Annotated in this window: 10 protein-coding genes; 7 read left to right on the forward strand and 3 right to left on the reverse strand. The window is 65.6% G+C overall.

Features of this window, described 5'->3' with window-relative positions; translation table 11 throughout:
- Positions 1-20 precede the first annotated feature (20 nt).
- The 3 genes from hyi to AC628_RS32375 all read left to right on the forward strand — a co-directional run bounded on the left by hyi (position 21) and on the right by AC628_RS32375 (position 3,595).
- Positions 21-806: a hydroxypyruvate isomerase gene (gene hyi, locus AC628_RS32365; protein WP_074130813.1), complete on the forward strand. Its 786-nt coding sequence runs from the start codon at positions 21-23 to the stop codon at positions 804-806.
- Between the two features lie 125 nt (positions 807-931).
- On the forward strand, positions 932-1,819 hold the full coding sequence (locus AC628_RS32370) for a 2-hydroxy-3-oxopropionate reductase (protein WP_074130814.1): 888 nt from the start codon (positions 932-934) through the stop codon (positions 1,817-1,819).
- A gap of 183 nt (positions 1,820-2,002) precedes the next feature.
- Positions 2,003-3,595: a gamma-glutamyltransferase family protein gene (locus AC628_RS32375; protein WP_074130815.1), complete on the forward strand. Its 1,593-nt coding sequence runs from the start codon at positions 2,003-2,005 to the stop codon at positions 3,593-3,595.
- Between the two features lie 52 nt (positions 3,596-3,647).
- On the opposite strand, the gene AC628_RS32380 is transcribed toward AC628_RS32375, so the two are convergent.
- From AC628_RS32380 to AC628_RS32390, 3 genes are all read right to left on the reverse strand, one after another.
- A complete protein-coding gene (locus tag AC628_RS32380) occupies positions 3,648-4,385 on the reverse strand; it encodes a TetR/AcrR family transcriptional regulator (protein WP_074130816.1) in 738 nt (245 codons plus the stop codon).
- A gap of 142 nt (positions 4,386-4,527) precedes the next feature.
- Complete coding sequence (locus AC628_RS32385; protein ID WP_074130817.1) at positions 4,528-5,748, reverse strand: amidohydrolase family protein; 1,221 nt, start codon at positions 5,746-5,748, stop codon at positions 4,528-4,530.
- 17 nt (positions 5,749-5,765) lie between these two features.
- Positions 5,766-6,749, reverse strand: a complete 984-nt coding sequence (locus tag AC628_RS32390) for a polysaccharide deacetylase family protein (protein ID WP_143201918.1) — start codon at positions 6,747-6,749, stop codon at positions 5,766-5,768.
- Positions 6,750-6,890: 141 nt separating this feature from the next.
- Between AC628_RS32390 and AC628_RS32395 the strand changes: the two genes are divergently transcribed.
- From AC628_RS32395 to AC628_RS32410, 4 genes are read left to right on the forward strand one after another with little or no spacing between them, the layout of a single operon-like run.
- Positions 6,891-8,093, forward strand: coding sequence for an ABC transporter substrate-binding protein (locus tag AC628_RS32395; RefSeq protein ID WP_083633228.1), 1,203 nt, complete (start codon positions 6,891-6,893; stop codon positions 8,091-8,093).
- 40 nt (positions 8,094-8,133) lie between these two features.
- Entirely contained in the window at positions 8,134-9,009 is an 876-nt protein-coding gene (locus AC628_RS32400) for a branched-chain amino acid ABC transporter permease (protein WP_050420846.1), read from the forward strand.
- Positions 9,006-11,540: a branched-chain amino acid ABC transporter ATP-binding protein/permease gene (locus AC628_RS32405; RefSeq protein WP_074130818.1), complete on the forward strand. Its 2,535-nt coding sequence runs from the start codon at positions 9,006-9,008 to the stop codon at positions 11,538-11,540. The genes AC628_RS32400 and AC628_RS32405 overlap by 4 nt, the downstream gene beginning before the upstream one ends.
- A gap of 60 nt (positions 11,541-11,600) precedes the next feature.
- Positions 11,601-12,494, forward strand: coding sequence for an oxamate carbamoyltransferase subunit AllH family protein (locus tag AC628_RS32410; protein ID WP_074130819.1), 894 nt, complete (start codon positions 11,601-11,603; stop codon positions 12,492-12,494).
- The last annotated feature ends 207 nt before the right edge of the window (positions 12,495-12,701 follow it).

The raw sequence follows: 12,701 nt of genomic DNA on the forward strand, positions 1-12,701 counted from the left end.
CTCAAGCGGAGATCCGACCCGTGCCTCAGTTTGCCGCCAACCTCACCATGCTGTTCAACGAGCTGCCGTTCCTCGATCGGTTCGCGGCCGCCAAGGCCGCCGGCTTCAATGCCGTCGAGTATCTGTTTCCCTACGAGTTCGAAAAGGGCGCGTTGCGGGAGGAATTGTCGCGCTGCGGGCTGACCCAGGTGCTGCACAACCTTCCGGCCGGCAATTGGGCTGCCGGCGAGCGGGGCATTGCGATCCTGCGCGATCGGGTCGATGAATTTCGCGACGGCGTGGTGCGCGCGATCGACTACGCCAGGGCGCTGGAGTGCCGGCAGCTGAACTGCCTGGTCGGCATCGCTCCTGCCGGAGCGGCCGCGGCGGAGCTGCGCGAAATCCTGGTGCCCAATCTGCGCTTTGCCGCCAGCGCGCTCGCGCAGCATGGCATCAAGCTCTTGATCGAACCGATCAACACGCTCGATATTCCCGGCTTCTTCCTGAGCGGGACGGAACAGGCGGTGCAGCTGATTTCCGATGTGGGCTCACCCAATTTGTTCATCCAGTACGACATCTATCACATGCAGATCATGGAAGGTGATCTGGCGCGGACCCTGCAGAAGCATCTCGGCCGGATCGCGCATGTCCAGCTCGCCGACAACCCGGGCCGCTTCGAGCCGGGCACCGGCGAGATCAACTATTCCTATCTGTTCAAGCATCTCGACAGCATCGGATATCGCGGCTGGATCGGGTGCGAATACAAGCCGCGGACGACCACGCTCGAGAGCCTCGCCTGGCACGCCGCGCAGACTCTCGTGACTTAGAGCATTTTCCGTTCCGATTGAATCGGAACGGAGCTCTGGACTTTTTCTTTAACGCGTTTTCTTCACGCGAACCGGTATCCACTTCGCTGGAAAACGCTCTCATCCGGCTGACAGGAGCGACGACAATGAAAGACATAGGATTCATCGGGCTCGGCACCATGGGGCGTCCGATGGCGAGCCACCTCCTGGCTGCCGGCTATCGCTTGTTCCTGCACGATGTCGCACCCATTCCGTCGGAGCTGATTGCGGCCGGCGGCATCGCTTGCGAGTCTGGCAAGCAAGTGGCGCAGGAAGCCGACGCCGTCATCATCATGGTGCCGGATACGCCGCATGTGGAAGCCGTGCTGTTCGGCGAGGGCGGCGTCGCGGAGGGCGTCTCCAAGGGCATGATCGTGGTGGACATGAGTTCGATCTCTCCGCTCGCGACCAAGGAGTTTGCCCGCAAGATCGATGCGCTCGGCGCCGACTATCTCGACGCGCCGGTTTCCGGCGGCGAGGTTGGCGCAAAGGCGGCAAGCCTGACCATCATGGTCGGCGGGCGGGCGCGGGCGTTCAACGCGATGAAGCCCGTGTTCGAGACGATGGGCAAGAACGTCACCCATGTCGGCGGCAATGGCGACGGCCAGACCACCAAGGTTGCGAACCAGATCATCGTCGCGCTGACCATCGAGGCGGTGAGCGAGGCCTTGCTGTTCGCCTCCAAGGCGGGCGCCGATCCCGCGCTGGTGCGCCAGGCGCTGATGGGGGGCTTCGCCTCGTCCCGGATCCTTGAAGTGCACGGCGATCGCATGATCAAGCGCAACTTCGATCCCGGCTTCCGCATCGAGCTGCATCAGAAGGACCTCAACCTCGCGCTGGAAGGCGCGCGGGCACTCGGGCTGTCGCTGCCAGGCACAGCTGCGGCCCAGCAGCTGTTCAACACCTGTACCGCCCTCGGCGGCAAAGCCTGGGACCATTCGGCAATACTCAAGGCGCTGGAAGTCATGGCCGGGCACGAGGTCGCGGCTGCCTGAGCTCCTCAGGCATCAGGCTGGATGAACTTCAACGGCCAGCCTTGGCGGTGATATGACGGCCCGGCGGGGTGGGGGGAGTCGCACCTAGGCGACGAGTCCCCGCATCCCCAAGCGGGGGATTTTTGGCTCCTTGACACGGTAAGTAAAAATATTATTACATACCGGGATGGGAGAAACGAGCTGATGTTGCAGACAAAGCGAAGCTATGGCGGCATGGTGACCGCGCCGCACCACCTGGCGGCGCAGGCGGGCCTCGCCGTGTTGTCGGAAGGTGGCAATGCCATCGAGGCGATGATCGCCTCCGCCGCGACGATTGCCGTAGTTTATCCCCACATGAACGGCCTTGGCGGCGACAGCTTCTGGCTCGTCGGCCGCGCCCGCTCGATGCCGGTCGGGATTCAGGCGTGCGGACGCTCTGCGATGGCGGCCGATCGCGACTGGTATCGCGCGCGTGGCTGCAGCAGCATTCCTGGCCGCGGCCCGCTCGCCGCGCTCACCGTCGCCGGTACCGTCGACGGCTGGCAGAAGGCCTATGAACTCAGCCGCGATCGTCATGACGGCCGGTTGCCGTTGGCAAGACTGCTCGAGCCCGCGATCCGCCATGCCGAGGACGGTGTTGCCGTCACCAGCACGCTGCATGAGAACATCCGCAAGAAGCGGCATGAGCTCGAAGGCGTGCCCGGTTATGCCGAAGTCTATCTGCCGCAAGGCAGCCCGCTCGCGGTCGGTCAGCGGCTGCGGCAGCCGCGTGTCGCCGAGACGTTGCGGCGGCTGGCCAAGGCCGGCTTGCCTGATTTCTATCGCGGCGAGCTGGCGCGTTCGATGGCGGCCGACCTCGAACGGGTCGGGACCCCGCTGCGCCTGGCTGACCTGGAGCGGCATCAGGCATCGCTGGTGACGCCGCTCTCGGTCGAGGTGTCCGGACACAAGGTCTACAACATGCCGCCGCCGACGCAGGGGCTGGCTTCGCTGTTGATCCTGGCCCTCTATGCCCGGCGCATGGCTGAGGAGGCCGATGGCGTCGATCATCTGCACAGGCTCGTCGAATGCACCAAAGCTGCGTTCCGGATTCGCAACGGCCATGTCACCGATCCCGACTACATGAAGCGCGCGGCCGCTGAATTCCTGTCCGAGCAGTCGCTCGCCGCGCTTCACGAAACGGTATCCGACCGCCGTGCCGCGCCGTGGCCCGATCCGTCCAAGCAGGGCGATACGGTGTGGCTCGCAGCGACCGATCGCGATGGGCTCAGCGTCAGCTTCATTCAAAGCGTGTACTGGGAATTTGGCTCGGGCGTCATCCTCCCCGAGAGCGGGGTCACCTGGCAAAATCGCGGGACCAGCTTCAGCCTTGGCGATTCCGATACCAACAGGCTGGATCCGGGACGCTTGCCGTTCCACACGATCCAGCCGGCGATGGCCGAACTCGGCGATGGGCGGCTGATATCCTATGGCACGATGGGCGGAGAGGGGCAGCCGCAGACCCAGGCCGCGATCTTCAGCCGTTACGCCATGCACGGTCAGGATCTGCAGTCCGCGATCACGGCGCCGCGCTGGCTGCTCGGCCGCACCTGGGGCGAGGAAAACAACAATTTGAAGATCGAGTCCCGCTTCGATCCCGCGATCATCGAACGGCTACGCGCGCTCGGCCACGACATTCAGGTGGCCGGCCCGTTCGAGGAGTTCATGGGACATGCCGGCGCGATCGTCTGGCATCCGGATGGCCTGATGGAAGGGGCCAGCGATCCACGCAGCGACGGCGTCGTTGCGACCCGCTGACGGGCATTGCCAGCGCATGATCCGCACGATGCTGCTTCGTGCGGATCGCCCGCTAGCGCGACGGCTTGCGGGGCTGCGCGGTCGTCTTCGATCCGGCGGACTTGTACTTGCGTTCCCCGGCGGGAGCCGTCAGCCAGGTCAGGATCATGTCCTGCGCATGCTCGCGGCGCCGCGCAAGCCAGTCCGAATCGCCGAGGTCCTTGTCGAACATCGCCGACAATGTGTAGCGGTTGGACACGTGGAAATAGCTCATCGCAGTAATTGAGACGTAAAGCTGGATGGGATCGACGTCACCGCGAAACAGGCCCGCCGCCACGCCGCGCCGCAGGATGCTTTCGATGCTGGCAACCAGAGGCAAGGTGAGATCGGCAATCTTGCGCGACTTGCGCATGTTGCGACCGCGCTGAAGGTTCTCGGTGTTGATCAGGGCGATGTAGTTCTGGTGCTGCCCGAAGAACGTGAAGGTGAAATCGATCAGCTCGCTCATCGCGGCGATCGGCTCGAGATCATCCAGCTTGAGTCGCTGCTCGGCCGCGCGGATCTCGGTATAGACGTCCTCGAGGACTGCGATGTAGAGCCCGTTCTTGTCGCCGAAATAGGCGTACAGCAGGCGCATGTTGGCCTTGGCGCGCTGCGCAATGGCTTCGACGCGTGCGCCGCCGAGGCCATTGTGGCAGAACTCGAAGGTCGCCGCGCGCAGGATCGCCTCCTTGGTGAGCGCGGAGTCGCGCGGGCGTTTTCCGCGGGTGGTGCTGCGGGTGGGGCTGGTCTGTGCTGTCGTCTCTGTCACGGCGTCAACCTTGCCTGGGCTCGGGTAGTCACGCAAGGCAGGTCCGCATCAGGCCACATCGGGCAGCGGTCCGGTTCCCGGCGCAAGCAGCTGGGATTGAGATCGGCATTACGGCGGTTCGTCAAGGGCGATTCCTCCCTGTTCACTGCTTCCGGGCGCCTTCGGTCACCATCACGCCGCCACGCGCGACGAGCCGGCCGGCCTTGTAGACATCGCGCGGCTTGGGACGAGCGACCACGGCTTCCTGGACATGCTGTGCATCCAGCACGACGAAATCCGCCGCCCCGCCGACGGTTAGGCCGTAATCCCCGAGGCCGAGCGCGCGCGCTGCGTTGGCCGTCACCATGTCGAAGGCCGCGGCCAATTGATCGTCGGTGTTGAACCCGGAGCGATAGCCGACCATCATTGCGCGTTCGAGCAGGTCGCCGTCGCCGTAGGGCCACCAGGAATCGCGGATGTTGTCATTGCCGGAGAACACATTGACGCCGGCATCGCGAAGCAGCAGCACGGGCGGAAATGGGCGCGCACCCGGGGCATTGGTGAGAATGGCAACGCCAGCCTCGGCAAGCTTGTGTGCGGTCCGTTGCACCACGTCATTTGCCACTTCGCCGAGCGCATAGGCGTGACTGATCGTGACCTTGCCGCCAAGGCCCGACGCTTTGGTCCGCCGCGCGATCTCCTCGATCTCCGAGATGCCCTGCAGACCGCCGTCATGCAGGTGAATGTCGATGCCGACGCCATGCCGCCCGGCAATGCCGAAGACGACATCAAGATGCCCGGCGACGTCGCCATCATGGCTTGCGGGATCAAGTCCGCCGACCAGGTCGGCGCCGGCGCGAACGGCTTCCTCGAGCAATTCGGCCGTACCGGGCGATGTCAGGATGCCGCTCTGGGGAAACGCGACGATCTGGATCGAAACCTTCTCGCGATGCACCTCGCGGGCTGCGGCGATCGCCTCGAAATGCCGCAGGCCGACCTCGGCGTCGACATCCACATGGCTTCGCATATGAGCGGTGCCTTGCGAGACGCAGAGGTCGATCAGGGCTGCTGCTCGAACGGCGATCGACCTGGCGCCGGCGAGAGCTTCCTTCTCGAATTTGACGCGCTCGCGCACGCTGAAGCCCGCGGTGCAGGGGCGATGCGGTTTCCAGTCGTCGCCGATGAAGCATTTGTCGAGGTGGATATGACCTTCCACCATGCCAGGGAGCACCAGGCGCCGGCCAAGATCATGGGTGGCGCCGACTGCGCCGTGATCTTGCGGGGACGACGTGATGGCGACGATCTTGCCGCCGCTGACGGCGATCTCGACAAGCTGACCATCGGTCAGCCGCGCGTTTCGGAACAGTGTGTCGATGGCGGTCAATTGAAGTCTCCGGTTTCTTATGTCGGCACGATGCCGTCGGGCAGGGCGCGAGAAAATGCCGCGATCTCGCCGGCGGTGGTGATCCAGATGTCGTCGCGCTGGGCGACGATCGCCCGCAGCGCGCGCCGCAGCGGCCGCAGCCGGTGGGGCTGGCCGACCAGATAGGGATGCAGCGCGATGCCCATGACCAGCGACTGCCTGGCGGATTGCGCCAGCATTTCCTCGAAGGTGTCCGTGATCATGGTCGCGAACTGCTCGCCGCTGTCCTTGCGTCCGACAATCGCGGGGATGTCGTTCAGTTCCTGCGGATAGGGCACGGACATGATGCGCCCGCCGCCCCGTGTCGAGAACCACACCGGCTGATCGTCCATGCACCAGTCGAGCAGGTAGTGGTAGCCCGCTTCGGCGAGCAGGTCCGGCGTGACAGCGGATTGCGAGATCCACGGACCGAGCCAGCCAAGCGGCCGTCGTGCCTCGGCGCGCGCGATGATATCGGTCGCTTCCTCGATCAGTCGCTGCTCTTCGGCAGGCGAAAGCACGCCCTGGCGTTCGGAATTGGTGCGTCCATGGCCGACCACCTCGTCGCCGCGCGCGCGAAAGGCGTCCATGACTTCCGGGCAGTAGTGATAGATGCTGCTGTTCGCGAGCACCGAGAGCGGCAGCTTCAGTTCGTCGAACAGATCGATCAGCCGCCACACGCCGACGCGGTTGCCGTAGTCGCGCCAGGCGTAGTTGAGGACATCCGGGTGCGGGCCGCCCGGGCAGAGCTCGGCGCCAAGCCCGTCGCCGAACGCGAAGTGCTCGAGGTTGAGCGCGATGTAGACCGCCAGCCGCTTTCCGTTCGGCCACACGAAGTCGGGGCGGCGCGTGATCGCGCTGTAGCGGTAGCGGTCATGAGAGACGAGACCGCGCGCTGAATCCGGCGTTTGCGCGCATGTTGCATCGCCGAGAACGCCGCGCGAGACGGCCCGCTCGGGTTCCTCTCCAATCTCCCGCTGCATTGCAATCTCCATTCGACGCGCGATCGGCCGCTTGACATTCGTCGATTTGTGAAGAAAGTTTTTACTTCCGTCAAGGCCGCGGAACGGCGGCAGCGGGCCAGAGGCGGCAAGGGAGCCGTCGGAGCGGGAGGAATTGCAGAAATGAACTACGCTTGTACCCCCATTACCGGGTTGTGCCGCCGCGTTGTCTTGCAGGGCGCGCTCGCCATTCTCGTCGGCTCGCTGCCGTTTGCGCAGCGCGCGCAGGCGGCCGACCCGATCAAGATCGGCCTGGTCACGGCGCTGTCGGGGCAGTCGGCCCGCGCCGGCGAAGCATTGACCCGCGGTGCCACGATCGCGATCGAGGAGATCAATGCGAAGGGCGGCGTGCTCGGCCGTCCGCTGGAGCTGGTGCGTCGTGACGACGAAAGCAATCCCGCGAAGGGACTGACCGCCGCGCGCGAATTGATCCAGCGCGAGAAGGTCGCGGTCCTGCTCGGCGGGCTTGATACGCCGGTCCAGCTTGCGATCGTGCCGTTCGTCAACAACGTCAAGATGCCGTTCGTGGTGCCATGGGCCGCCGGAACCAACATCACGCAGAACGGCGCTGCGTCCAACTATGTGTTCCGCGTCTCGGCGATGGACGACGAGGTCGACAAGGCGATCGTCGCGTTCGCCGGCAAGACCTTCGCGGCCAAGAAGCCGGGCCTCATCCTCGTCAACAATCCCTGGGGCGAATCGAACGAGCACGGCCTGCGCGCCGCGCTGAAGGCGGCGGGGATCGAACCGGCCGGTGTCGAGAAGTTCGAGGCGAACGATGTCGACGTGGTCGCGCAATTGTCCCGGCTCAAGCAGGCCGGCGCCGACTCCCTGTTCCTGGTCGGCAATGTCGGTCCATCCTCGCAGGTGGTGAAATCGCTCGACCGGATGGGCTGGGCGCCGCCGATCGTGTCGCATTGGGGACCGGCCGGCGGCCGCTTCACCGAGCTCGCCGGGCCGAGCGCCGAGAGCGTCGTGTTCGTCCAGACCTACAGCTTCTTCGGCAACCTCTCGCCGGTCGGCAAGCGCGTGCTCGCCGAGTTGCAGGCCAAGTATCCGGATATCAAGGGGCCCGCGGACGTGACGCCTGCGGTCGGCTTTGCCAATGCCTATGACAGCGTGCAGGTGATCGCGGGCGCGATCCAGAAGGCCGGCAGCACAGATCCGACCGCCATTCGTGACGGCTTCTACGGGATCGACCGGCTGGAAGGCCTGATCAAGACCTATGAGAAGCCGTTCGCTCAGAACAAGCACGATGCGCTGACGGCGCAGGACTACATCTGGGCTCACTTCGAAGACAACCATATCCTGCCGTTCAAGAATTGACGGCAGCGGTCGTCCAGCAAGCAGATCGGGGTGATCATCGATGTCGTTTCTTTCGGCGATAATAACCGGAATGGCGCTGGGGAGCATGTACGGTCTGCTCGCGCTGGGCTTTCACGTCACTTACGCCGTGTCCGGCACGGTCAATTTCTCGCAGGGCAGCTCGATGACCCTGGGGGCCGTTGCCGGATACTTCTTCCTTGTCGTGTGGGGCTGGCCGGCCGCGATCGGCATCCCCGCGGTGCTATTGGTCTGCGCGGTTTACGGCGTTCTGATCGAACGCTTCGCGGTTCGTCCGTTCGTGCAGCGCGGGTCGGACAACTGGCTGATGGCGACGGTTGCGGTCGGCATCATCGTCGACAATGTGATGCTGTTCGTGTTCGGCAAGGAGCCGCGCAGCTTCCCGTCGGTGCTCGCCGCCAAGCCGATCCAGATCGTGGAGGGGGCAGGGGTCTACCCGCTGCAGCTCCTGATTCCCGTGGTCGGCCTGCTGCTTGCCCTGGCGCTGCATCTGATCAGCCGCCGCACGCGGCATGGCGTCGCGATGCTTGCGGTGGTGCAAAATCCCAATGCCGCACGGCTGATGGGCATCAATGTCAGCGGCGCCATCGCCGCGAGCTACGCGGTGTCGGCGATGCTGGCGGGCGTCGCCGCGCTGCTGATCGCGCCGCTGCTCAACGTCTCCTCGGAGATGGGCACGCTGTTCGGCATCAAGGCGTTCGCCGCCGCGATCATCGGCGGTCTCGCCAGCGCCTGGGGCGTCATGCTGGCCGGACTGTGCCTTGGCCTGATCGAGGTGTTCGCAACCAACTATCTCGGGTCGGTCTACACCCAGATCATCACGTTCGCTTCCGTCATCGTCATCCTCGTCATCATGCCGCACGGGCTGCTCGGCCGAGCTGGAGTTAAGAAGGTATGATTTCTCGCGCTTCCCTTCTGATCGCGGTCGCGGCGTTCGCGATTGCCATCGGCTATGCCGCGGTCGCGGACAGCTACGCGGTGTTCCTGATCGCGACGATTTCGCTGACCGCGATCGCCTGCATCGGGCTCAACGTCCTGCTCGGCCTTGCGGGCCAGATCTCGCTCGGACATATCGGCTTCATGGCCATCGGCGCATACACCACGGTGCTGCTGATGGAAAAGGCCGGCTGGCCCTACCTCGCCGCGACGGCGGGCGCCATCGTCCTGGTCAGCATCGTCGGCGGCCTGCTTGCGCTGCCGGCGCTGCGCGTGCGCGGTCCGTATCTGGCGATGGTGACGATTGCCTTCGGCTTCATCGTCGAACACGTCACGATCGAGTGGCGCGATCTCACCGGCGGCGGCAACGGCCTGATGCTGAGTGCGCCGCCGAGCGTGTTCGGCTATGCGCTGTCCGAGCGATCGCTGGCCATCGCGGGCATCGTGCTGGTGTTTGCTAGCCTCTTCCTGTTCGAGCGGTTGAAGCGCAGCGGCTGGGGCTATGCCATGCGCGCCGCCCGCGATACCGAGGTCGCGACGCGCTCGCTGGGCATCGATCTGGTGCATGTCCGCGCCGTCGCCTTCGTGATCTCGGCGGCCGCGATGGCGCTGGCCGGCGCGCTGTTCGCACCGCTGCAGGGCTATATCAGCCCGAGCTCGTTTCCGTTCCTGCAATCGGTGCTGCTGCTGTTCGGCGTGATGGTCGGCGGCGCCGGTTCGGTGCTCGGCCCGGTGATCGGCGCCGCGCTGGTCGTGCTGCTGCCGGAAGCGCTGTCGGATCTCGCCGAATATCGCCTGCTGGCCTTCGGCGTGTTGCTGTTCGTCGTGTTGCGCGCCGCGCCCTCCGGCATCGTCGGCCTCGCGGAGCAACTCGCGGAAAAACTCCTGCCGGCACGCAAGCCCGTGGCCGAGTCCGCGATCGCGCCGGCGCTTGCCGATGCGGCGATCCTCGAAACGCACAGCGCGGCCGGGCTCGACGTGACCGATCTCTCGATCTCGTTCGGCGGCGTGCGCGCCGTGCAGGGCGTCTCGTTCAAGGCGGCGCCCGGTGCCGTCACCAGCATCATCGGTCCCAACGGCGCCGGCAAGACCAGCGCGCTCAATCTGCTCTGCGGCTTCTACCGGCCGCAGGCGGGAACGGTGATGCTTGGCGATCGCGTTGTCACGGGCATGACGTCGCATTTGCTGGCGCGGGTCGGCGTGGCGCGCACGTTCCAGACCACGCAATTGTTCGGCTCGCTCACGATCCTGGAAAACATCCTGCTCGCCGAGCGGGTCGGCCGTCTCGGCGGCATCGTCTCTGCGTTGCGCAACGCGGAGACCGAGGGGTTCGCCCGGTTCCTGCTGCGCTTTGCCGGCGTCGATGGCGACGTCGACCGTCTCGCGGATTCGCTGTCACATGGCGAGAAACGGCTGGTCGAGATCGCGCGTGCGCTGGCGCTCCGGCCCCGCATCCTGTTGCTCGACGAGCCCGCGGCGGGCCTCTCGAAGGGCGACAAGCAACGCCTGACTGCGCTATTGCGCCGGATCGCCGATCTCGGGATCGCCGTCATCATCGTCGAGCACGACATGCCGATGATCATGTCGCTGAGCGATCTGATCGTCGTGCTCGACGGCGGCAAGCGCATCGCGATCGGCGATGCGGCGGCGATCCGCAACGATCCGGCGGTCCGCAAGGCCTATCTGGGCGATGCCACGCCGGGTGAGAAGAGCCGTGCGCCGCGGCCGGCGCGGCAGGGCACTGCGCTTGAAGTCAAGACGCTCGACTCGTTCTATGGCCTGTCGCGCGCCCTGAACGGGATCGATCTGGTGGTCGCTCCCGGCGAAGCGGTTGCCGTGCTCGGCGCCAACGGTGCCGGCAAGACCACCCTGATGCGATCGATCGCCGGGCTCGAACCGCCGCGATCCACGGGCGAAGTCCGGCTCGCCGAGGCGCGCATCGACACGATGCCCGCGCATGTTCGGGCCCGCTCGGGCGTCGTGCTGGTGCCGGAAGGGCGGCAGGTATTTCCCGAGTTGACGGTGAAGCAGAACCTTGAGCTCGGCGCCTATGCGCGCAAGGGTCTGGACCTCGATGCCGAGATCGAGGCGATGTTCGTGCGCTTCCCGCGGCTGAAGGAGCGCATCGAGCAGCGCGCCGGGCTGTTGTCCGGCGGCGAGCAGCAGATGCTCGCGGTGGCGCGGGGGCTGCTGACCGGGCCGAAGATCTTCATGCTGGACGAGCCGTCGCTCGGGTTGGCGCCGCTGGTCGTCGATGAACTGTTTGCGTCCTTCGAGCGGCTGCGCAGCGAGGGCATGACCATCATGGTGGTCGACCAGATGGCGGGCCACGCGCTCGCGCTGGCCGACCGGGCCTATCTCCTGGAGACCGGGGCGATCCTGAAGAGCGGTGCCGCCGACATCATCGCCGAGGATCCGCTGCTCGAGGCGGCCTATCTGGGCGGCGAGGCCCAGGCCGGCGCAGCGCAGCGGTTCGCGGCGCAGGCACGCTGAGGGAGGCGAGGGCGGATGTTGGTCGGAGGCCGCGAAACTGACGGAAGGCAGGCCGGTCGCATGGGTGCACGGGGCGAGCGGCGTCCCGGGCCCGCGGCGACCGTCTGTGCCGGCGTGGAAGTGGGGCTCCTTGCCGACCGGGCGCTTCGCGATCGCGCCGCGGGGCAGGTCGTCGCCGTGTTCGAACGTTCGTTCTACGCCGTCATCGACGGGGTCTGGATCTGCGTTGGACGGGCCGGCATCGGATCGGGGCCGTTGCACGTGCTCGGCGACTTTCGATGGCAGCGACTTGCGGTCGGCGATCCCGTGCGGGTCGCGGACTCCATGCTGTGGGTCGCAGGGACGCCGCTCGCAAATCTGGCCGCGCGGTCCGTCTGGGCACCGCCCGCTGCACCACGCTGGTCGGCGAGCAGCCTGCGACGCGGCCTCGACGCGGTCGATGCGGTGTGGGGCGGAGAGCTGACTTCGGAAGGCCTCGCCGTGGCCGGCTCCGGGCGTGTTCCGGGCGATGCTTCTCTGCTCGTTCGGGCTGCGATGCCCGGTCTCGCTGCGCTGGAGCGAATCTTCGCGGGCTCGGATCATGATGCGGATCACGCCTCGGGGCTCGGCAGCTTGATCGGTCTCGGGCCCGGACTTACGCCGTCCGGCGATGATCTGATCGGCGGTGCGCTGATTGCGCTGGCTGCGCTGGGACGGATCGAACGTCGCGATGCACTGTGGGAACAATGCCGCGCGCTGCTCGACGGTACCAATGACATCAGCCGAATCCATTTGCGCGCGGCGGCGCTGGGTTACGGCGCGGCAGCGCTGCACGGGGCCATTCATGCAACGATGAGCGGCGAGGGTGCCGGATTTCGTCGCGCGCTCACGGCGCTCTCGGCGATCGGGCATACATCCGGACTGGATGCATTCGCGGGCAGTTTGATCGTCCTGCGCCATGAACTTGCGCCATGAACTTCGCGGACGATGATGCCGCTCTCGATCAGGTTTTGAGTTCTCCCAAACTGCTCCGAACGAAGTTCGGAGCATTTTTTTAGCTCGATTGCTTCCAGGCCAATCCACGAAGCGACGGCGAAAAGAGATTTCGCATTTCCCGAGAATCCGGTCTTGACTAAGTAAGTGTTTTCTTATTAGCTCGACAAAACGAAAACGAACTTTAGG

The organism is Bradyrhizobium sp. NAS96.2 (genome assembly GCF_001908235.1).
GTDB lineage: Bacteria > Pseudomonadota > Alphaproteobacteria > Rhizobiales > Xanthobacteraceae > Bradyrhizobium.

Coding starts and splice junctions, on each gene's coding strand:
- AC628_RS32370 (WP_074130814.1), top strand. CDS start 932: ATGAAAGACATAGGATTCATCGGGCTCGGCACCATGGGGCGTCCGATG.
- AC628_RS32375 (WP_074130815.1), top strand. CDS start 2,003: ATGTTGCAGACAAAGCGAAGCTATGGCGGCATGGTGACCGCGCCGCAC.
- AC628_RS32390 (WP_143201918.1), bottom strand. CDS start 6,749: ATGCAGCGGGAGATTGGAGAGGAACCCGAGCGGGCCGTCTCGCGCGGC.
- AC628_RS32395 (WP_083633228.1), top strand. CDS start 6,891: ATGAACTACGCTTGTACCCCCATTACCGGGTTGTGCCGCCGCGTTGTC.
- AC628_RS32400 (WP_050420846.1), top strand. CDS start 8,134: ATGTCGTTTCTTTCGGCGATAATAACCGGAATGGCGCTGGGGAGCATG.
- AC628_RS32405 (WP_074130818.1), top strand. CDS start 9,006: ATGATTTCTCGCGCTTCCCTTCTGATCGCGGTCGCGGCGTTCGCGATT.
- AC628_RS32410 (WP_074130819.1), top strand. CDS start 11,601: ATGGGTGCACGGGGCGAGCGGCGTCCCGGGCCCGCGGCGACCGTCTGT.